18 protein-coding genes are annotated in these 19,236 nt (G+C 63.1%); 11 read left to right on the top strand and 7 right to left on the bottom strand.

The genetic code is table 11. From position 1 onward, the window contains the following. Positions 1-12: 12 nt before the first annotated feature. The gene (locus tag ACTJKX_RS08470) at positions 13-2,379 is read left to right on the top strand and encodes a glucose/quinate/shikimate family membrane-bound PQQ-dependent dehydrogenase (protein WP_440725157.1); all 2,367 of its coding nucleotides are present in this window, start codon (positions 13-15) and stop codon (positions 2,377-2,379) included. 30 nt (positions 2,380-2,409) lie between these two features. Here ACTJKX_RS08470 and ACTJKX_RS08465 read toward each other — a convergent pair whose 3' ends face one another. From ACTJKX_RS08465 to ACTJKX_RS08435, 7 genes are all read right to left on the bottom strand, one after another. Beyond that, positions 2,410-3,597: a serine hydrolase domain-containing protein gene (locus ACTJKX_RS08465; protein WP_440724976.1), complete on the bottom strand. Its 1,188-nt coding sequence runs from the start codon at positions 3,595-3,597 to the stop codon at positions 2,410-2,412. Positions 3,598-3,611: 14 nt separating this feature from the next. Then, on the bottom strand, positions 3,612-4,340 hold the full coding sequence (gene glnQ / locus ACTJKX_RS08460; RefSeq protein WP_367624644.1) for a glutamine ABC transporter ATP-binding protein GlnQ: 729 nt from the start codon (positions 4,338-4,340) through the stop codon (positions 3,612-3,614). Further along, positions 4,337-4,993, bottom strand: coding sequence for a glutamine ABC transporter permease GlnP (glnP, locus tag ACTJKX_RS08455; protein ID WP_311936622.1), 657 nt, complete (start codon positions 4,991-4,993; stop codon positions 4,337-4,339). The genes glnQ and glnP overlap by 4 nt, the downstream gene beginning before the upstream one ends. A 93-nt stretch (positions 4,994-5,086) precedes the next feature. Then, positions 5,087-5,839, bottom strand: a complete 753-nt coding sequence (locus ACTJKX_RS08450; protein WP_440724975.1) for a transporter substrate-binding domain-containing protein — start codon at positions 5,837-5,839, stop codon at positions 5,087-5,089. 64 nt (positions 5,840-5,903) lie between these two features. After that, positions 5,904-6,791: a PhzF family phenazine biosynthesis protein gene (locus ACTJKX_RS08445; protein WP_394311368.1), complete on the bottom strand. Its 888-nt coding sequence runs from the start codon at positions 6,789-6,791 to the stop codon at positions 5,904-5,906. Between the two features lie 78 nt (positions 6,792-6,869). Continuing rightward, a complete protein-coding gene (locus ACTJKX_RS08440) occupies positions 6,870-7,745 on the bottom strand; it encodes a helix-turn-helix domain-containing protein (RefSeq protein ID WP_394311366.1) in 876 nt (291 codons plus the stop codon). Positions 7,746-7,994: 249 nt separating this feature from the next. Then, positions 7,995-9,014, bottom strand: coding sequence for a 1-aminocyclopropane-1-carboxylate deaminase (locus ACTJKX_RS08435; RefSeq protein ID WP_440724974.1), 1,020 nt, complete (start codon positions 9,012-9,014; stop codon positions 7,995-7,997). 137 nt (positions 9,015-9,151) lie between these two features. Here ACTJKX_RS08435 and ACTJKX_RS08430 point away from each other — a divergent pair, with 137 nt between their 5' ends. The 10 genes from ACTJKX_RS08430 to ACTJKX_RS08385 all read left to right on the top strand — a co-directional run bounded on the left by ACTJKX_RS08430 (position 9,152) and on the right by ACTJKX_RS08385 (position 19,217). Then, entirely contained in the window at positions 9,152-9,628 is a 477-nt protein-coding gene (locus ACTJKX_RS08430) for an Lrp/AsnC ligand binding domain-containing protein (RefSeq protein WP_311936612.1), read from the top strand. Between the two features lie 208 nt (positions 9,629-9,836). Continuing rightward, on the top strand, positions 9,837-11,240 hold the full coding sequence (locus ACTJKX_RS08425; protein ID WP_440724973.1) for a rhamnulokinase: 1,404 nt from the start codon (positions 9,837-9,839) through the stop codon (positions 11,238-11,240). Positions 11,241-11,276: 36 nt separating this feature from the next. After that, positions 11,277-12,032, top strand: a complete 756-nt coding sequence (locus tag ACTJKX_RS08420) for a DeoR/GlpR family DNA-binding transcription regulator (protein WP_367624638.1) — start codon at positions 11,277-11,279, stop codon at positions 12,030-12,032. A gap of 97 nt (positions 12,033-12,129) precedes the next feature. Beyond that, positions 12,130-12,813: a class II aldolase/adducin family protein gene (locus tag ACTJKX_RS08415; protein ID WP_440724972.1), complete on the top strand. Its 684-nt coding sequence runs from the start codon at positions 12,130-12,132 to the stop codon at positions 12,811-12,813. A 66-nt stretch (positions 12,814-12,879) separates the two neighbouring features. Next, positions 12,880-13,653, top strand: a complete 774-nt coding sequence (locus ACTJKX_RS08410) for an SDR family NAD(P)-dependent oxidoreductase (protein WP_367624636.1) — start codon at positions 12,880-12,882, stop codon at positions 13,651-13,653. 248 nt (positions 13,654-13,901) lie between these two features. After that, positions 13,902-14,999: a LacI family DNA-binding transcriptional regulator gene (locus tag ACTJKX_RS08405; protein WP_440724971.1), complete on the top strand. Its 1,098-nt coding sequence runs from the start codon at positions 13,902-13,904 to the stop codon at positions 14,997-14,999. Positions 15,000-15,084: 85 nt separating this feature from the next. After that, entirely contained in the window at positions 15,085-16,434 is a 1,350-nt protein-coding gene (locus tag ACTJKX_RS08400; protein ID WP_440724970.1) for an extracellular solute-binding protein, read from the top strand. Positions 16,435-16,570: 136 nt separating this feature from the next. Beyond that, a complete protein-coding gene (locus ACTJKX_RS08395) occupies positions 16,571-17,503 on the top strand; it encodes a carbohydrate ABC transporter permease (RefSeq protein WP_440724969.1) in 933 nt (310 codons plus the stop codon). Continuing rightward, the gene (locus ACTJKX_RS08390; protein WP_440724968.1) at positions 17,496-18,317 is read left to right on the top strand and encodes a carbohydrate ABC transporter permease; all 822 of its coding nucleotides are present in this window, start codon (positions 17,496-17,498) and stop codon (positions 18,315-18,317) included. Before ACTJKX_RS08395 ends, ACTJKX_RS08390 begins: the two co-directional genes overlap by 8 nt. Positions 18,318-18,446: 129 nt before the next feature. After that, a complete protein-coding gene (locus tag ACTJKX_RS08385) occupies positions 18,447-19,217 on the top strand; it encodes an SDR family NAD(P)-dependent oxidoreductase (protein WP_440724967.1) in 771 nt (256 codons plus the stop codon). Positions 19,218-19,236: the final 19 nt, after the last annotated feature.

The following is a 19,236-nucleotide window of genomic DNA, read 5'->3' as shown; positions in this document are numbered from 1 at the left end:
CGTCGTGGCCTTATGCTTACCATTACTTGGGTTGTCTTTGCGATAATCGGCCTGGCCCTCGGTGGCGGGGGGATCTGGCTGCTGATGCTGGGGGGATCCCCCTACTATGTCGTCGCCGGGCTTCTGATGCTGGTGACGGCCTTCCTGCTTGCCAGGCGTCATTCCTCCGCCCTCGTCGTCTATGCCGTGCTCCTGCTCGGCACGCTCATCTGGGCCGTGTGGGAATCCGGTTTCGATTTCTGGCTGCTGGCACCGCGGGGCGACATCCTCGCACCGCTCGGCCTATGGCTGCTGCTGCCCTTCGTCACCCGTCCCTTGCGTTCACCCGCAACCGGCGAGTTGAGCCTGGCGGCCCGCATGCCGCTCATCGTCGCGCTGCTCGCCTGCGCCGGCGTCCTCGGCTATTCGCTCACCCAGGACCCGCAGAGCTTTGCCGGCAACCTGCCGCCGGTCGCTTCGCCGGCCCCTGTCGCAGCCGATGGGGCAAACCTGCCCGATGGCGACTGGCCGTCCTATGGCCGCACCCAGTTCGGCAACCGCTATTCGCCGCTCGCCCAGATCACGCCGCAGAACGTGTCCCAATTGAAAGTGGCCTGGACCTTCCGGACCGGCGATCTCAAGGGTCCCAACGATCCGGGCGAACTGACCAACCAGGTCACGCCGATCAAGATCAAGGACACGCTCTATCTATGTTCGCCCCATCAGATCCTGTTCGCGCTCGACGCGAACACGGGCAAGCAGAAATGGAAGTTCGATCCGAAGATCGCCTATGACAAGACCTACCAGCACATGACCTGTCGCGGGGTCTCCTATCTCGAGACCAAGGCCGATGCCCGAACCTCCGATGGCAATCCCCCGCCGGCCGAGTGTCCGACGCGGATTTTCCTGCCGACCAATGATGGCAGGCTGTTCGCGGTGGATGCCCAGACGGGCACGCCCTGCGCGCAATTCGGCAAGGGCGGGTCGATCGACCTGATGGAGGGCATGGGGGTCACCCAGCGCGGTTTCTACTACGTGACCTCTCCGCCCGTGGTGACCGACAGGATCGTGATGGTCACCGGCTCGGTGATCGACAATTATTCGGCTACCGTGCCGTCCGGCGTGTTCCGCGGCTTCGACGTGCATACCGGCAAGCTGGTCTGGGCCTTCGACGCCGGCAATGAGGATCCCAACCAGATGCCGTCGGCGACGCACAAATTCGTCGACGCCTCGCCCAATTCCTGGATCGTGTCGTCCTACGATCCGAAGCTGAACCTGGTCTACATCCCGACCGGCGTGCAGACCCCCGACATCTGGGGCGGCAATCGCACGCCTGCCAGCGAGCGCTACGCCTCCTCCATCGTCGCCCTCAACGCCGATACCGGCAAGCTCGCCTGGTCCTACCAGACCGTCCATCACGACCTCTGGGACATGGACGTACCGGCACAGCCCAGCCTCGTCGACCTCGCCAGGCCCGACGGCAGCGTGGTGCCCGCCCTCTATGCGCCGACCAAGACCGGCAACATCTTCGTGCTCGACAGGCGGGACGGCAAACCGATCGTACCCGCCCCCGAAAAGCCGGTGCCGCAGGGCGCTGCCCCGGGCGACCGGGTCTCTCCCACGCAGCCCTTCTCCGAGCTCACCTTCCGGCCGGAAAAGAAGCTGACCGATGCGGATATGTGGGGCGCGACCATGTTCGACCAGCTCGCCTGCCGGATCATCTTCAAGCGCTTGCGCTATGAAGGGACCTTCACGCCGCCTTCGCTACAGGGAACGCTGGTCTTCCCCGGCAATCTGGGCACCTTCGAATGGGGCGGCATCGCCGTCGATCCGGTACGGCAGGTCGCGATCGCCAACCCGATCTACCTGCCCTTCGTATCCAAGCTGATCCCGCGCGGCCCCAACAACCCGGCAACGCCGGATGCCAGCCTGCCCTCGGGAACCGAGCAGGGCGTGCAGCCCCAGTTCGGCGTTCCCTTCGGCGTGACGATCAATCCGTTGCTGTCACCGATCGGCTTTCCGTGCAAGCAGCCGTCCTGGGGCTTCGTTGCCGGCATCGACCTGAAGACCAACAAGATCGTCTGGATGCACCGCAATGGCACCATCCGCGATGTCTCGCCGATTCCGTTGCCCTTGAAGATCGGCATGCCCGGGCTCGGCGGCCCCATCGTCACGGGCGGCGGCGTGGCCTTCATGACCTATACGATGGACAACTACATCCGTGCCTATGACGTGACCACCGGCAACCAGCTCTGGGAGGACCGCCTGCCGGCCGGCGGGCAGTCCACGCCGATGAGCTACGAGATCGGTGGCAAGCAATATGTCGTCACCATGGCCGGCGGCCATGGTTCGTTCGGCACCACGATGGGGGATTACCTGGTCGCCTACAGCCTGCCGTAGCGCCGATCGGATCCTGAATCCGCCGGGCTCTCAAATGATCTTCGCAATCGCGTCGAACAGCGCAAGATTGAGATCCTTTGCGTCGTCGACCACGGCCTCGGGCTGGGACGAGACCTTGGCGACGACCATTTCGGCTTGCGGGTCGACATAGAGCCACTGGCCGTGAATGCCGAGGGCGAAGAAGGCGCCGTTGCCGGTGCCGGTCTGGTACCATTTGTTGCGATAGCGCCCATGTGGCAGCCATGCCGCGGAGGTGCCTTCGGCCCAGGCCCTGGAGGAGCCGCCGGTAGTGGTGTCGGTGACCCATTCCTGCGAGACGATCCGGCGTCCATTGGCCATGCCACCCTGGCGCATCATCTCGCCGATGCGGGCGAGATCGCGCGGTGTCATGTTGATGCCGCCGCCGGTGCGCGGCGTACCGGCCCTGTCGACCGTCACATAGGCGTCCTGCCGGGCCCCGAGCGGCTGGAACAGGCGCTCTGATGCGAGCTCCGGAAAGCGCTGTCCCGAGGCGCCCTGGATGATCAGGCCGAGGACGTCGGAATTGGGCGAGGTATAGTGATAGGGGCCACCGTGGGGAGCCTTGCCCTTCTTCAATCCGGCAATGAACTCAACTACCGTTTCGATCTTGTCCTCGGGGTCTGGCGGATCCAGGAGACCGGCACGCCGATAGCGGGCATAGGGACCGCGCGGGTCGTGGTAGATCTCCTCGAAATCCAGGCTCACCCTCATGTCAAGGACGTCCCTGACGCGCGCATCGCCATAGGCCGAGGCTTTGAGGGCCGGCACATAGCGCGATACCAGCTCGTCGAAATCGAGCAGCCCGTCGTCGCGGAGGATCCCCGCGATGATCGAGGTGACGGATTTGCTGGTCGAGAACAGGATATGCCGGCTCTGCAGCGTAAAATTCGGGGCGTGGAAGTCTGCAATGATGCGGCCGGACTTCATGACGACCATGGCGTCGGCGCAAGTCTTGCGGAGGAGTTCGGCCACCGTGACAGGCCGCCCTTCGAGCCTCACTGTCTCGTCCAACAGGTCCCTCGCGTCGACGACCGGCTCCTCCGCCAGGCCGGGCGTGGCTGCGATCCGAGCTGTCGGAATGAGTTCGCAGACATGGCGAAACGCCCAGACGTTCCAGGACGCCGCGCGCCAGTTGTCGAGCCGGACCGCGTCCCTGGCGAAACCCCACGCCGCCTCGAACGCCGATGGATAGGTCATCAGGGGATACTCCGTCAGTCGATATGCTTGAGGAAATCGGCAAAACGCTCGCTTGGCGGATCCGACAGCAGGTCCGCGGGCTTGCCGTCGTGGACGAGTTGGCCGCCATCCATGAAGAGCAGACGTGAGCCGACACGCTTGGCAAATCCCATCTCGTGGGTCACGACGACCATGGTCATGCCTTCGAGCGCCAATGTCTGCATGACCTTCAGAACCTCCTGGCGCAGTTCCGGATCGAGCGCGGATGTCGGTTCGTCGAAGAGCATCAGCTTGGGCCCGACGGCCAGGGACCGGGCGATGGCGACGCGCTGCTGCTGGCCGCCGGAAAGCTGCGAGGGGTAGTGGTCCATGCGTTCGCCGAGGCCCACCTTCTGCAACAGGGCGGCGGCGATGTCGCGCGCCTCCGCCTTGCTCTTGCCGCGCGCACGGATCGGGCCGAACATCACGTTCTGAAGGGCGGTGAGATGCGGGAACAGGTTGAACTGCTGGAAGACCATGCCGGCCTCGAGCCGGATGCGCCGCACATCGCGCGACGTACCGAGGACGCTGATGCCATCGACCAGGAGGGTGCCTTCACTCACCCTTTCCAGCACGTTGATGCAGCGGAGCATGGTCGACTTGCCGGACCCGGATGGGCCGATCACGACGGCAACCTCGCCGGGATCGATGGCAAGATCGATTGATTTCAGAACGCGATGGCTGCCGAACTGCTTCGAGACCTTGGAGAATTCGACCATGCTCATGGCAAGCGCGCCGCCCGTTCGACGAACCGCAGGCTGACGGCGAGAATGCTGATGACGATCAGATAGATCACGGCCACCGCCGTCCAGATCTCCACGGCACGAAAATTGCCGGACATGATCTCCTGCCCGCGCCTGGTCAATTCCCCGACACCGATGACGAGAAAAATCGAGGTGTCCTTGACCACCGAGACGAGCTGATTGCCCATGGCGGGAAGAGCGCGCCTGACAGCTATGGGGGAGATGACATGGACGAGCACCTTGCGAAAACTCAACCCCATGGCGAGGCCGGCCTCGCGCAGGCCCGCCGGAACGCTCTCGAGCGCGCCGCGAACGATCTCGGCATTGTAGGCACCGGAATTGATGATCAAGGTCAGTATCCCAGCGCTGGCGGCGCTGATGCGGACATCGATGAGGATGGGCAGCGCGAAATAGATGAACATCACCTGCACGGTGATTGGCGTGCCGCGGATCAGGGCGACATAGAGCTGAGCCGGAACCTGCGCCAGCCACCCTCCATAGGTGAGCAGGGCGCCGGTGATGGCCCCGACAACCACGCCGCCGGCCAGGCCGGCCAGAGCGATCAGCATGGTTACCTCGAGGCCCTGCAGCAGCTCGGGTAGAGCGTCGAAGACGGCCGTCCAGTCAAAAGTCATCAGGGGTCCCGTCGATGGTTGACCACATGACAAGTGGGCTAGGCGAGCCTCGGCTGTGATTGCGCCTCGGCTCTCGATGCCTTGCCGCCGAGCTCACGTCGGGTCCTGTCCAAACCATTTTTCGCGAATGGCCTTGAGCCGCCCGTCGGCCTTCATCGCCGCCAGCGCCGCATTCGCCGGCATCACGAGCGGGCTGCCCTTCCTGAAACCGATACCGACATCACGGCCTTCGAGGGTCGGGCGTATGACCCGGACTTTGCCCTTGCCCGTGTTGTTGGCGTAGTACATCAGGGCCGGCGTGTCATAGATGACCGCGTCGGTACGCCCGGCCTGAAGCGCCAGCAAGGCGTTGTTGATGCTCGGCAACTGGTCGAGCGTCGCGCCCTTGATGTGGTCCTTGATGTAGTCGACGGCGATGGTTCCGGTCTCGGTGCCGATCGCCTTGCCGGCCAGGTCGTCGGGCGTGTTGATGGTGGTGTTGCTGGCGCTCGTCACCGCCACCAGCCCGCTCTGGTAATAAGGGGCCGAAAAATCGATGACTTTCTGCCGCTCGGGTTTGATGAACAGCTGCGAGACGATCGCATCGATGTTGCCCGTCTGCAGGGCAGGGATGAGGGCGCCGAAGTCCATCGGCTGCACGCGCCATTTGCGGTTCAAGGCCTTGGCGACTTCGGCGAACATCTCCATGTCGAAGCCGGAATAGTGATCGCCATCCTTGTAGGCGAAGGGTGGGCTGCCGACATTGGAGCCGACGATGAGCTCGGCTTCGTCGGCCCTTGCCGGGCCAGCGAGAGTTGTGGCGGGCACCGCCAGAAGGCCGAGCTGGAGAATCTGTCTGCGATCCATTTTTTCCCCTTTGTTATGGCAGGCATCAGAGCGCTGGTGCCTGTGTGATCGGGCCTGTTGCCTGTCAGGACCTGGCTCGGTCACGCCCTTCCAGGCGGACGGCCCCTCCCAGCCAGCAGCCGGCAGGGCGCCCATCGCCGAGTTGAAAACGCACCAGGATTTCCGAGGGGCGCCGCATTGCCCGTCCCTGGCGGATGGTTATCGGGCGCTCTGATGCTTCCACCATGGCGTTCGCGAGCAGGCCGAAGGACAGGGCCGATGCGGCAATGCCGGTGGCTGCGTCCTCGGGATAGCCGGATGCCTTGGGGAACTGGCGAGCCTCGACGATCTGGGCGTCCCCATCGAGCACCGCGTAGGGATAGAGGCCGGTCGAGCCGATCCGGTCGCATAGGTCCTCGATCCTGGCGAAATCGGGGCTCAACCCGTTCAGGGTCTCGGCGCTCTTCAGGGGGACGAGCGTCTTGACCCGGCTGGTCGACGCGTTCTGGATCGGTCTTGGTGCGAGATCGCCCGATCCCACCCCGAGAACCTCGAGGATGCCGGCGGTGTCGCCATCGCCGAGCGTTTCGACCGTGCCGACCGGCTGCGAGATTTCGACAGCCGCACCGCGTTCGGTTCGTTCCCGAATTCTCGCCGCAACGCGGCCGCTCTTGGTCCAGATCGCAAGCTCGTTACCCGGCAGCCGTCCCAGCCGATCCAGCAGCCACAAGGCGCCGACGGTCACATGTCCGCACATCGACATTTCGTGGTTGGGCACCCAGAAGCGGAGTTCGAAATCGCAATTCGAGGCGGGCGGTGGCGGAAGAACGAAGCCGCTTTCATAGCCGGAGGAACGTGCAACCTGCTGCATGTCCGCATCGGACATTCCAGCGGCATCGATCACGATCGGTGCCGGATTGCCTCCATTGGGGCCCGCCGCAAACACACTGACTATCTCAACGTCCGAACCCATTGCCAACCTGCCTGTCGCGCAGAATTTACGGCGTGCAGGCTATCGCGGCGGTCCTCGCTCCGCGCGTCCGAACGGGCCTTAGATTTTGATCGGCCGGGCCAGGCTCTTGCGGATGTCGGAAGGGGATCGGCCCTCAGCGCGCCGCATGGCATGGGCAAGCGCCGCTCCGCTCTCGAAACCCACCCGGAAGGCGATCTCGCCGACCGGCAGGTCGGTTCCGGTAAGGAGTTCGCATGCCGTCCGCAGACGGATCCGCAATTGGAACTCGCCCACCGAGAAGCCGGTGCCTTCGCGGAACAGGCGCGTGACGTGGCGCCTCGAGACGCCGAAGCGATCCGCTAGGGCGTCGAGCGGAACCTGTTCGTCGGCATGAAGCGCCAGATAATGCTTGAGATCCTCGACCAGCGCCATGCCATGTTCGTAGCGTGAGGCAGCGGGCGCGATCTCCCCTGCCATGACTTCGGCGATGCATTGCACGAGCAGGGCGGATGTCAGCGCCTGCCTGACCTTGCCATCGCCGTAGGCGCCCTGGCCATTTCGAAGCGACAGCGCCTGCAAGGCTTTCACGGAGGAGGTGCGGTGAACCAGGATCGTGGTGCGCGTGCGCCGGTGAAACTCGCTGAGCGAGCCCGCTTCCCGGTCGAGCCGGCTGAGCGTGGCACCCGTCACATAGATGGCAAGGTGACGATGAGCGCCGATGGCCGCCCTCGTTTCATGCGCCTGGTTCGGGGGCACCACCGCAAACCGGTCCTGCGACAGCCAGGCCCCCTCGCGGCGGCCTTCGTGCTTGAGTTCGACGGTCCCCTGGCTGGGCAGGATGAACATCAGACAATCGTGCCAATGCCAGGGCATGGCATAGCTGCCGCTGCCTGCCACCGCCGCATGCTCGTCGTCGGCGGCTATGAGCAGATCGGACCTTGCCGTGTCGCGCAATTGCTCGAATGACCGCAGCATCCTTGATCTCTGATCCCTTCCTTCGCACAGAGTAACAGCGGTAGGTGGGAACCGGCAATGCAACTCTGTGTGCCCGTAGCCAGTCAGCCCACGCAAGGGCTGCGCATCGGTGTCTTCGCGTCAGGCGTGGCCGCTGCTACCGCCCGCAGAGCGCCAATGCGGCATGCGCTGGGCGGGGGGCGGACCTTTTTCGGATCCGCCCCCTCGGCCACCCGCTTGCCGGACAGGCGCGGGAACGCACGATCCCTGTCAGCCTTCGCGATAGTAATAGCTGTAGCCGTTCAAGGCCGGCGCACCGCCGAGATGGGCGTAGAGCACGCGCGAGCCCTCGGGGAAGAACCCCTTGCGTGTCAGGTCGATCAGCCCCTGCATCGACTTGCCCTCATAGACCGGATCCGTGATCATCGCCTCGGTACGGGCGGCGAGCCGGATCGCCTCGTTGGTCCCCTCCGACGGCACGCCATAGGCCGGATAGGCGTAGTCCGGGTTGATGACGATCTCGTGCTCGCCGATCGTGCGGCCGAGGCCAACCAGTTCCGCGGTGTTGTCGACGATGGAGCGCACCTGCGCCCGCGTCTGTTCGAGGGTGCCCGAAGCATCGATGCCGATCACGCGATCGGCGCGCCCCTGCGCGGCAAAGCCGACGATCATGCCGCCCTGGGTCGAGCCGGTGACGACGCAGACCACGACATAGTCGAACGTGAAGCCAAGCTCAGCCTCCTGCCTGGCGACCTCCTCAGCAAAGCCGACATAGCCGAGGGCGCCGAACTTGTGCACCGACGCGCCGGCCGGGATCGGATAGGGCTTGCCGCCGGCCGCCTCGACCGACTGGATCGCATCCTCCCAGCTCTTGCGGATGCCGATATCGAAGCCGTCATCGACGAGCCGGGAATCCGCGCCCATCAGCCGGGTCATCAGGATGTTGCCGACGCGGTCATAGACGGCGTCGTAATGCGGCACCCATTTCTCCTGGATGACCACGCATTTCATGCCGATCTTGGCAGCGGTCGCCGCCACCATGCGAGTGTGGTTGGATTGAACGCCGCCGATCGACACCAGCGTGTCCGCACCCGAGGCGATGGCATCCGGCACGATATATTCAAGCTTCCTGAGCTTGTTGCCGCCCATGGCGAGGCCGGAATTGCAATCATCGCGCTTGGCATAGATCTGGACCTTGCCGCCGAGGGCCTGGGTGAGACGCGGCAGGTACTCGATCGGGGTTGGACCGAAGGTGAGCGGATAGCGCTCGAACTTTTCAAGAAGGGACATTGGACGGGCTCCATGAGACGGAACGGAGCCTAGTCGAAAAGCCCTGGAGGGTGCTTCCGAATTTTACCTTCGGCTTTCACAAGAATGAAAGCCGAACTATCATTTCGACATAATATCTCTCATTAAGAAGTATAAAAATGAAAGAACCTTCCATCAGCGATCTCGATCGCATCGACATCAACATCTTACGGGCACTGCATATCGACGGCCGGTTGAGCAATGCCGATCTCGCCGCGCGCGTGAATGTCAGCCCGGCCACCTGCCACAGGCGCACGCAGCGCCTGTTCGACGAAGGTTTCATCACCGGTGTTCGTGCCGAAGTCTCTCCGACGTCCGTCGGGCTCGATGCCCTCGTGATGGTCGGTGTGGTGCTTGACCGTTCGACACCCGAGAGCTTTGCGGCCTTCGAGGGAGCGGTGCTCAAGCTCAAGGAAGTTCTGGACTGCAACCTGGTGGCGGGTGATTTCGACTATCTGCTGAAAATCCGCGTCCGCGACATGGCGGATTTCAACAAGCTGCACGGGCAGAAACTGATCGCATTGCCGGGCGTGAGGCAGACCCGCACCTTCTTCGTCATGAAACAGGTCAAGGACAATGCGCGCCTGCCATTCTGATGGCGGCTCCCGGTGCCGCGAGAGGGCGGCGCCGTGCCGGCTCGGGATTCATGGCTCCAGAGGATGGATGCTATACGGCACGGCCATGGGTTGCCGATCAGGCGCGTGGGGGCGTAAGGTCGCATTCGGACTTTTTTCAACAATCGGCCTGGCAAGATTTGCCCGATAATGTTGTTTGTCGGAGAAGATGAAACCGGAAGGAGTGCCGATGGCGCGCTGTCTCGTCCTCGACCTCGGAGCCGGCAGTGGTCGCGCAATGCTGGCGACGTTTGAGAATCGTCGGCTGCGGATCGATGAAATTCACCGCTTCGACGGCTACGCGGTCGAACGGGACGATGGCCCGCATTGGTGTCTTTCGCGCCTGTTCGACGGGGTAGAGGAGAGCTTGCGCCGGTGCAGCGCCGCGGTGAGTTCGCTCGATTCCATCGGCGTGGACAGCTGGGGCCTGGATTACGCGCTGCTGGATCACGCCGGCGGCATCGTGGAGGAGCCCTGCCACTATCGCCATCCGCGCTCGCAGCGCGGGCGGGATGCCCTGCCGCTCGCCCCGGAGGAGCTCTACGCGATCTCGGGTGCGCAGGACCTGCCGGTCAATACGATCTGCCAGCTTTTCGACCAGTCGCGGCACGCCTCCGGGACGTTGGCGAGAAGCCGCAACCTCCTGATGATGGCCGATATTGTCAACCATCATCTGACCGGCAGGCTGCGGTCCGAATTGACCCTGGCCCGTACGTCCGGGCTCGTCGATGCCCGCACGGAGGATTGGAGCGCCGAGCTCTGCCAAAGGCTCGGCCTGCCGCAGCGGTTGCTGCAGCCCATCATCCGTCCCGCCGAGGTCTATGGCACGTTGCGCGGCGAATTTGCCGACAGGCTGGGGCCGGTTCCGGTGATCTCGGTCGCGGCCCATGACACGGCCAGCGCCGTGGCGGCTCTCGATCTTGCGGATGGAGGTGGCTTCGTGATCTGTGGATCCTGGTCCCTGATCGGTCTGGAGCGGCGCGCCCCCGATCTCGACGATGCCGTGCGGGCGGCGGGATTCGGGAACGAGGGGGGTGTCGATGGCCGCACCTTCCTGATCAAGAGTTTGAACGGCCTGCATCTCATCCAGAAGCTGCGGGCCGCCTGGCAGCAGCGCGATGGCCGGCCCGTGACGTTTGCCGGGATCGCCGATCAGGTGATAGAAGCCGCCCGTCTGGACGATACGCCCGCCATCGACCCATCCGATCCGCTCTTCTTCAATCCTCCCGATATCATCGAGGCGATCCGCCGGTCCTGCGCGCGGAACGGCACCTTTCCCCCTTATGACCTCGGTGGTCTGGCGCTGGCCGTCTATAATGGCCTCGCCTCAGAAATCGGCTCTGCGGTCCGGGTGATCGAGCAGCTGACGGGCCGCGTGCTGCCGAGCCTCACCTTGTGCGGGGGCGGCGCGCAGGACGCGATTTTGTGCGACCGGATCGCAGCCTGTTCCGGAAAGGCCGTGCGCATCGGTCCAATCGAGGCGAGTTCCTGGGGTAACGCCTTGGTCCAGCTCCTTGGTCTGGGGCAGATAAAATCCTTGGAAGAAGGCCGGGCTCTGGTTGAACGATCCGTCGACATTCGCAATCTTGTCTGAAACGTTCCGATATTTGGTCAGGTGATCTGGTGATGCATGTTGGCGGCTGAGCGAAAAACCAGGATACTCGACCTTGTCACCCGTAATCGCAGCGTCATGGTGACCGCGCTCAGCCAGGAATTGGCGGTTACCGAAGAGACCATACGGCGCGATCTCAACAAGCTCGAGAAAGAGGGTCTGCTCAGCCGGACGCATGGGGGCGCGGTCGCGCTCAAAGGCGAAGCCGAAGACCTGCCTTATCGGACACGACATCTCATCAATATCGGGGCCAAGCGCCTGATCGCCCAGAAGGCATCGGCGCTGGTCAAGGATGGCGATGCGGTGATGATGGACTCATCCTCGACGGCCTATGAAACCTTGAGAGGTCTCGGCAACCGGCGAGATCTGACCCTCATCACCAATTCCGTCCGCGTCCTGTCGGACCCTAGCTTGCCTGCCTATACGATCATGTCGGTCGGCGGAGAATTGCGGCGCCGCTCGATGACCTTCGTCGGCCCGCTGGCCAGCCGAACCATCGCCCAGTTCAATGCGGATGTCGCCCTGATCAGCTGCAAGGCAATCTCGCTGGCTGGCGGCCTCATGGAGGCGAACATGGCCGATGCGGAGGTGAAGCGGGCCTTCATCGCCAGCGCACAACGGGTTTGCCTCCTCGTCGACGGCGAGAAGTTCGGCAAGACGGCCTTGATCAGCATCTGCGGCTTCGAATCCATCGATTTCGTGGTCACGGACCGGGAGCCATCACCGGAATGGCGCGACTTGTTCGAAAGGAACAAGGTGAAGCTGATCGTGTGATGGGCAAGATCGGGCATATTCAAAAATAAAATGTCCGAATAGTTGACTTTCTGACCGAATTTGCGATAGCTCGGGCCAACCCAGCGAGGTGCCCGGCATGCAAGACGATCTCCGATTGCGCAAATATATCTGTGAAATCGGGCGCCGCGCCTATGCGCGCGAGATGGGCGCCGCCAATGACGGCAACTTCTCGGTTCTGCTGGACGACGGCACCTTGCTGTGCACCCCGACCAGCGTGTCCAAGGGGTTCATGACGCCGGAGATGATCTGCCGGATCGACCGGCAGGGGGCACTCGTCGAGGACAAGGGCTTTCGTCCCTCGACCGAGATCAAGATGCATCTATGCGTCTATGATCATCGGCCCGATGTCCGGGCGGTCGTGCACGCCCATCCTCTCTATGCCACGGTTCACGCCATCTGCGGCAAGCCGATCACGCAGCAGATCATGCCCGAATCCACCATGTTCCTCGGCGAGGTGCCGCTGACGCCCTACGCGCTGCCCTCGACGAGCGAATTGTCCGAGGCGATCGCGCCCTATCTCGACCGATATGATGCGCTGCTGCTGGAAAACCACGGCGCACTCTCCTACGGCCACGATCTCACCAGCGCCTATTTCAAAATGGAAGCGCTCGATTACTACGCCAAGGTGGTCTATCTCGCGGCCCATTATGGCGGCGCGAAGGAATTCAACGCCGAGCAGATCGAGAGGCTTCTCGATATCCGCCGCACCAAGTTCGCCCAGCCCGGTCGCCATCCTTTCCTCGACCGCGCCGCCGAATAGGGCCGGCCTCGACGGGCATTCCCACAAAATCTTGCATTCCCACAAAATCTGGAACGGGAGGACGCCATGTATGCACGCAAGTTCCGCCTCGACGGGAGGGTTGCCGTCGTCACCGGCGGTGGGCGCGGCATTGGCCTGAGTTGCGCCGAAGCCCTGTTGGAAAACGGCGCAAAAGTCGTCATTGCCGACATCGACCTGTCGATCGCCGCCGAGGGGCGGGCGGAACTGGCGCGCAAGGGCTACGAAGTCGATGTGCGCCAGGTCGACGTGACCAAGCCCGCCGAGGTCGAGGCCCTGGCGGAGGATGTCGTGAGGGACCATGGCCGGGTGGACATCCTGGTTGCCAATGCCGGCATTGCCCGTTCTGGAACGGCGGCCGAGGATGTGAGCGACGAGCATTGGCTGCATGTGAACGACGTCAACTACAACGGCGTCTTCTGGTGCAATCGCGCATTCGGCCGCCACATGCTCAAGGCCGGGCGGGGAGCCATCGTGAATATCGGCTCGATGTCCGGCCTGATTTCGAACCGCCCGCAAAAGCAGACCTACTACAATGCAGCCAAGGCTGCCGTGCACCAGATGACCTCGTCGCTGGCCGCCGAATGGGCCGATCGGGGCGTGCGGGTCAATGCGGTGGCGCCGACCTATATCGAGACCGCCATGACCATGTATCGCCACGACAATGACGGCATGATCGACGTCTGGCTGCGCGACACGCCGATGCATCGTCTCGGCAAGCCGGACGAGATCGCCTCGGTGGTGCATTTCCTGGCCTGCGATGCCTCCAGCCTGATGACGGGCACCACGGTGGTGGCGGACGGCGGCTTTACCTGCTGGTGATGGCGGCCGGCGGAAGGGCCCGCGGCCTTCACCGTCGACAGCCCTTTACAAGGATTTCCCTCGGTCCCGATGGCGGCTTGGCGGGACGCTGAGGCGTGGACGCTACCGCTCGCGGCCGTCTTCTCTCCTGTGATCGGGTCTCCGTACTAAAACGATTCAGTAAGGTGTTGACAAACACGATCAGCTGGTGAATCGTTTTATTAAATCGTTTAAGTAATAATGACAGGGAACGGAAACGTTGGGCTGCCATGCGCAAACCTAAGCGTATTTCCATCAGGAATGTTGCAGCGCGGGCCGGCGTTTCGCCGGCGACGGTGTCGAACGTCCTCAATGGCCGCCAGGGGGCGGCAACCCCGGAGGTCGCCGAGCGCGTGCAGGCCATTGCGCGTGAATTGGGCTACGAGGTCGACCGGGTTGCCTCGCAACTCAGAACGGGAAAAGCGCGCGTCGTCACCGTTCTGGTACCAAGTCTCGACAATCCCTATTTCAGCGCCGTCATCGCCAGCCTGGAACGTTGCGTCCAGGATGAGGGCTACGACATCATCGTGGCGAGCTCGAACGAGAATGAAGAGGTCGAGCGATCCCGCCTGTCGGCCTTGCTGTCCTGGCGTCCGTCGGGCGTCGTCATCATTCCGAACGATGATCGCTTCGCCACCCGCACGCTTCTCGACGATGTCGGCGTGCCCTATGTCGTCGTCGACCGCATAACCGAGGGTTTCGAGGGCGATACCATCGGCAGCGACAATTTTTCCGCCGGGCGACACGCCGCCGAGCACCTCCTGGAATATGGGCACAGCAATGCCCTGGTGGTCGCAACCACCACGCGTATCGCCAATATTCGCGAGCGCTGCGCCGGCATTGTGCAGGTCTTCCAGCAAGCGGGCCTGCCTGCTCCGCCCATTCTCGAAGTCGGCCAGACATTCGAGACCGTCGCCGAGGGCCTGCAACGCTGGTTCACGGCCAATGAGCGGCCCACCGCCGTCATCGCCCTCACCAATTTCGGGACCCTCGGTGTTCTTGCCGACATGGCCCAGCGCAATATCCGGATTCCCGAGGACATCTCGCTGGTCGGCTTCGACGACTATGCCTGGATGCGCGCGACGGCGCCGCCCATCACCGCCATGCGGCAGGACGTCGAGCAGATCGCCGCGCAGGCTTGGGCGACCATTCGCGCCAGGATCGACGATCCGGCTGCCGTGCCCCGGCATGTCCGCCTGCCCTGCGAACTCATCCTGAGAAACTCGACCAAGAGGATCGGCCTGCCGATCCGTCGCCTGCCTGCCGCCGAAGAGCCGGCCAAGGGCGGAACGCGACGAAAATCCGTGGCCAGGCAGCCCAGGGTCTAGCTCGCCAGCCCCTTCGAGATCTCGAAACGACGCGCCGTCACCGGCACCGGCGCGCCCATAAGAACGGCCGGAATGGAGGATCAATATGAAACGCCCCGCATTCAAGCAGATCATGGTCGGCACGGCGTCCGCGCTTGCCTGTCTCGCCGGTCTGGCCGCACACGCCCAGGACATTGATTGGAAAGGCAAGCTCGCCGACCAGGCGGGCAAGACGCTGAAACTGATCAGCATCAGCGATCCCTTCATCGAGGCGATCAAGGCCACCAAGGACGACTTCACCAAGCTCACCGGCGCCAAGGTCGAGGTCGACGGCAACGGTTACGACGCCCTGCACGACAAGGAGCTGTTGAACTGCTCGCAGAACGACAGCAGCTATGACGTGCTGCTCATCGACGGCATCTGGATCGGCGAGTTCGTCGAGGCCGGCTGCATCGATGCCCTCGACGACCGCATCGCCAAGGAGGATCCCAAGGTGATCGCCTGGGACGACTACACCTCCTCGGGCGCCGGCCAGGCGAGCTGGGACAACAAGAAATACTGCCTGCCTGTCGCGATCTACTATGAGCTGATGTATTACCGTACGGATCTGTTCGAAAAGGCGAAGATGCAGCCACCCAAGACCTTCGACGAATTGCAGAAGGCTGCCAAGTTTTTCACCAACAATCCGGATTTTCCGGGCGTCTATGGCTATGCCATGAACAATCAGCGTGGCGCAGCGGCCGGCCAGCAATATTTCGAATGGATCTTTAATGCCGGCGGCTCGCCCTGGAAGAGCAATGTCATCGGCGCGGCTGATCCCTATGCCGACATGACGCCGACCCTGAATTCGCCCGAGTCCCTCGATCTCGTGCAATTCTTCAAGGACATGGTGAAATTCGGCCCGCCCGGCGTCGAGAGCTACGCCTGGGACGAACGTGCCAGCGCCTTTGCCAGCGGCAAGCTCGCCATGATGAATGACTGGTCGGTGCGCGCCCAGATCGCCAACGATCCCAAGACCAGCCAGATCGCCGGCAAGTTCGGCAGCGTCCTGATGCCCTCCAAGGCAGGCAAGCCGGTTCCGCCGGTCGGCGGCTGGGTCATGTGCCTCAACGCCCATGGCACCCAGAAGGACGCGGCCTGGGACTTCATGAAATGGTATGCGAGCCCGGCCGAGCACAAGCGCTATGCCCTGGCGGGCGGCACGCCGAGCCGCCTGAGCGCCATCAACGATGCCGAGGTCCAGGCCAAGTTCCCCTGGACCAAGACCATCGCCGAGGCCCAGAAGACGGCCTGGACGGAGGTCCGCCCGCGCATTCCCGCCACCTTCCAGTTGATCGACACCATTGGCGTCAACGTCAACAAGGCGATCATCGGCGAGATGTCGGTGAAGGATGCCATGGACGATGCCAACGCCAAGGCCACGCAGCTCCTGAAGTCTTCCGGCGCCCTGAAGTAAGCTCGGCGGGCGCAGCCCGCTCCATGTCCCGACAGGACGACCCCTCCTCCGGCATGGGGGAGGGGGATCGCCGAGATCCCTGGCGGTTTGCATCCGCCAGGGTCCGGCCGGCAGCCAACCAGAGAGGCGGACCTCCATGCAGCCCGCGGCCCTCGCATATTCCCAAGACCTGCCCCGGCGGCGGCTTGCCTTCCTGCGCAACGACCGCCTGCAGCAGACGGCCTTTATCCTGCCGACCTGTCTCTTCCTGCTGTTCCTGACGATCTATCCCTTCGTCTATTCGGTCTATCTCAGCCTGCACCAGGTCAAGCTCACCACGCTGCAGCGCGCCGTGTTCACCGGCTTCGACAATTATCTCTTTCTTCTGCATGACGGGCTGTTCCTGCGCGCCCTCCTCAACACGGCTATCCTGGGCGTCAGTTCGATCTCGCTGGAGATCGTCATCGGCTTCACCGCCGCGAAGGTGTTCTACGAGTTGTCGCATCTGCGCTGGGTCGGGGCGCTGCGCTCGCTCTATCTGATGCCGATGATGGTGACGCCGCTGATCGTCGGCATGATCTTCGCCTATCTGTTCAACCCGACATTGGGGGTGGTGAACTACGTCATCCAGCTCGTCGGGCTGACGCCGGTCTCCTGGTTCGGCGAGCCCGTCACGGCCATGGTCTCCATGCTGCTGATCAATGTGTGGCAGTGGTCGCCCTTCATGATGCTGCTGTGCCTGGCGGCCCTGACCTCGATCCGCACCGATCTCTATGAAGCCGCCCGCGTCGACGGCGCGCGCTGGCACCATATCCTCTGGTCGCTGGAAGTGCCCTCGATCCTCAATGTCGTGCTGCTCGGCGTCATCCTGCGCATCATCGACGTGCTGCGCTTCTTCGACGTCATCTATGTCACCACGCGCGGCGGCCCTGGCGATGCCACCATGGTGGTGACGCTCTATGCCTACCAGCAGGATTTCCAGTATTTCCAGATCGGCGTCGGCTCGGCCGCCGCCGTTCTCATCCTCGTCATCAGCATCGTCATCACCACCTTCGCGGTTCGCCTGCTGAGGAGCGTGGAAAATGCATAGCATTCGTGGCAAGGACATCGGGCTCGTCATTGCGGCTCTCGCCTTCACGGCCTTCGCCGTCGGGCCGTTGCTGTGGATCGGCCTGAGTTCGTTCAAGAACACCAGCGACATCATCGCCATTCCGCCGGTCTGGATCCCGGACTTCACCTATCTCGACAATTACGTCCATATCTTCACCGACTACTGGCCCTTCATCCTGAATTCGGTCGTGGTCACGCTTGGCGCCACCGCGCTGGCGCTGCTGTTCGCCATTCCCACGGCTTTCGGCCTGGTGAACTTCCAGATGCGCGCCTCCAACGCGATCGCCGACTGGATCCTGTCGACCCGCATGATGCCACCGATCGCCGCCGCCGTGCCGCTGTTCGTGATCTTCAGGGGGCTTGGCCTTCTCGACAGCGTGTGGGCGCTGATCATCGCCTATGCCGGCTTCAACCTGCCCTTCGCGGTCTGGGTCTCGATGTCCTTCCTGCGCCGGGTACCGCGGGAGGTGATCGAGGCGGCGCGGCTGGAAGGCTGCAGCTGGACCCAGGTGCTCGTGCGAATCGCCCTGCCCATGAGCCTGAGCGGCGTGATGACGGTGGCGACCTTCGTCTTCATCTTCTGCTGGAACGAGTTCCTGCTCTCGCTGTTCCTGACCACCCGTTCGGCCCGCACGCTGCCGGTGGTGATCTCCTCCTTCATCGGCACGGGCAAGGTCTATTGGGACCTGATCGCCGCCGCCTCGATCATCCAATGCGTGCCACCGGTAATCTTCACCCTCTTCATGCAGCGCCACATCGTCTCGGGAATGACGATGGGCGCTGTCAAGGACTGACCTCAAAGCGTTTTCCAGAAAAGTTGATAGACTTTTCGATCAAGAAAGCACGTTAAAACAAAGGGTTAGAGAAAAATGGCAATAAGAGGAATGTCATTTTGCTCTAGAACAAGACCACGGAGATCCCACATGTCTGAATTAGCCCGGCGCGGCCGGAACCGCGCAGCCGTCGTCACCGGCGCGAGCCGTGGCATCGGGCGCGCTATCGTCAAGCGTCTGGCGGCCGAAGGCTACCACGTGGTCGCCAACGACATCGAACGCCAGAGCGAGGAAATGGAAATGCTGCGGGCCGAGGTCGAGGCCAGCGGAGGGCGCTGCGACATCGCCTATGCCGATGTCAGCAATCCCGCCGACGTCGCCTCGCTGGCGGAATACGCCCTTGCCCGCTGCGGCACCATCGATGTCCTGGTCAACAATGCGGGCGTCCTGTCCGTCCACAAGGTCGAGGACATCGAGCCGGACGAATGGGACCGCATGTATGACGTCAACACCAAGGGCACCTTCATGGTGACCAAGGCGTTGCTCGGTCATTTCCGGCAGCGCAAGGCCGGCCGCATCATCAACATCGCCTCGATCGGCGGCAAGCGCGGCGGCGTCGGCCAGGCTCATTACTGCTCGTCCAAGGCCGCCGTGATCAGCTTCACCCATATCCTGGCTATGGAGGTCGGCCTCGACGGCATCACCGTCAATGCGGTCTGCCCCGGCATCATCGACACCGACATGGGCCGCAACAATTATCGGGACGAGGAGTCGCTCAGGAAAGTCATCGAGAAGACCACGCTCGGCCGCCTGGGATATCCTGAGGATGTCGTCGGTTCTGTCGCCTTTTTCGCGTCCGATGATGCATCCTTCATCACCGGGCAGGCACTCAACGTTTGCGGCGGCATCATCTTCCACTGAAACCATCAACCTCTGCTGA

The sequence above is a fragment of the Labrys sp. 22185 genome, assembly GCF_052045555.1.
In the GTDB taxonomy this organism is placed as follows: domain Bacteria; phylum Pseudomonadota; class Alphaproteobacteria; order Rhizobiales; family Labraceae; genus Labrys; species Labrys neptuniae.
The sequence above is the reverse complement of the archived record's forward strand: the minus strand, read 5'-3'. Positions and strand labels throughout refer to the sequence as shown.

Coding starts and splice junctions, on each gene's coding strand:
- ACTJKX_RS08470 (WP_440725157.1), top strand. CDS start 13: ATGCTTACCATTACTTGGGTTGTCTTTGCGATAATCGGCCTGGCCCTC.
- ACTJKX_RS08465 (WP_440724976.1), bottom strand. CDS start 3,597: ATGACCTATCCATCGGCGTTCGAGGCGGCGTGGGGTTTCGCCAGGGAC.
- glnQ (WP_367624644.1), bottom strand. CDS start 4,340: ATGAGCATGGTCGAATTCTCCAAGGTCTCGAAGCAGTTCGGCAGCCAT.
- glnP (WP_311936622.1), bottom strand. CDS start 4,993: ATGACTTTTGACTGGACGGCCGTCTTCGACGCTCTACCCGAGCTGCTG.
- ACTJKX_RS08450 (WP_440724975.1), bottom strand. CDS start 5,839: ATGGATCGCAGACAGATTCTCCAGCTCGGCCTTCTGGCGGTGCCCGCC.
- ACTJKX_RS08445 (WP_394311368.1), bottom strand. CDS start 6,791: ATGGGTTCGGACGTTGAGATAGTCAGTGTGTTTGCGGCGGGCCCCAAT.
- ACTJKX_RS08440 (WP_394311366.1), bottom strand. CDS start 7,745: ATGCTGCGGTCATTCGAGCAATTGCGCGACACGGCAAGGTCCGATCTG.
- ACTJKX_RS08435 (WP_440724974.1), bottom strand. CDS start 9,014: ATGTCCCTTCTTGAAAAGTTCGAGCGCTATCCGCTCACCTTCGGTCCA.
- ACTJKX_RS08430 (WP_311936612.1), top strand. CDS start 9,152: ATGAAAGAACCTTCCATCAGCGATCTCGATCGCATCGACATCAACATC.
- ACTJKX_RS08425 (WP_440724973.1), top strand. CDS start 9,837: ATGGCGCGCTGTCTCGTCCTCGACCTCGGAGCCGGCAGTGGTCGCGCA.
- ACTJKX_RS08420 (WP_367624638.1), top strand. CDS start 11,277: ATGTTGGCGGCTGAGCGAAAAACCAGGATACTCGACCTTGTCACCCGT.
- ACTJKX_RS08415 (WP_440724972.1), top strand. CDS start 12,130: ATGCAAGACGATCTCCGATTGCGCAAATATATCTGTGAAATCGGGCGC.
- ACTJKX_RS08410 (WP_367624636.1), top strand. CDS start 12,880: ATGTATGCACGCAAGTTCCGCCTCGACGGGAGGGTTGCCGTCGTCACC.
- ACTJKX_RS08405 (WP_440724971.1), top strand. CDS start 13,902: ATGCGCAAACCTAAGCGTATTTCCATCAGGAATGTTGCAGCGCGGGCC.
- ACTJKX_RS08400 (WP_440724970.1), top strand. CDS start 15,085: ATGAAACGCCCCGCATTCAAGCAGATCATGGTCGGCACGGCGTCCGCG.
- ACTJKX_RS08395 (WP_440724969.1), top strand. CDS start 16,571: ATGCAGCCCGCGGCCCTCGCATATTCCCAAGACCTGCCCCGGCGGCGG.
- ACTJKX_RS08390 (WP_440724968.1), top strand. CDS start 17,496: ATGCATAGCATTCGTGGCAAGGACATCGGGCTCGTCATTGCGGCTCTC.
- ACTJKX_RS08385 (WP_440724967.1), top strand. CDS start 18,447: ATGTCTGAATTAGCCCGGCGCGGCCGGAACCGCGCAGCCGTCGTCACC.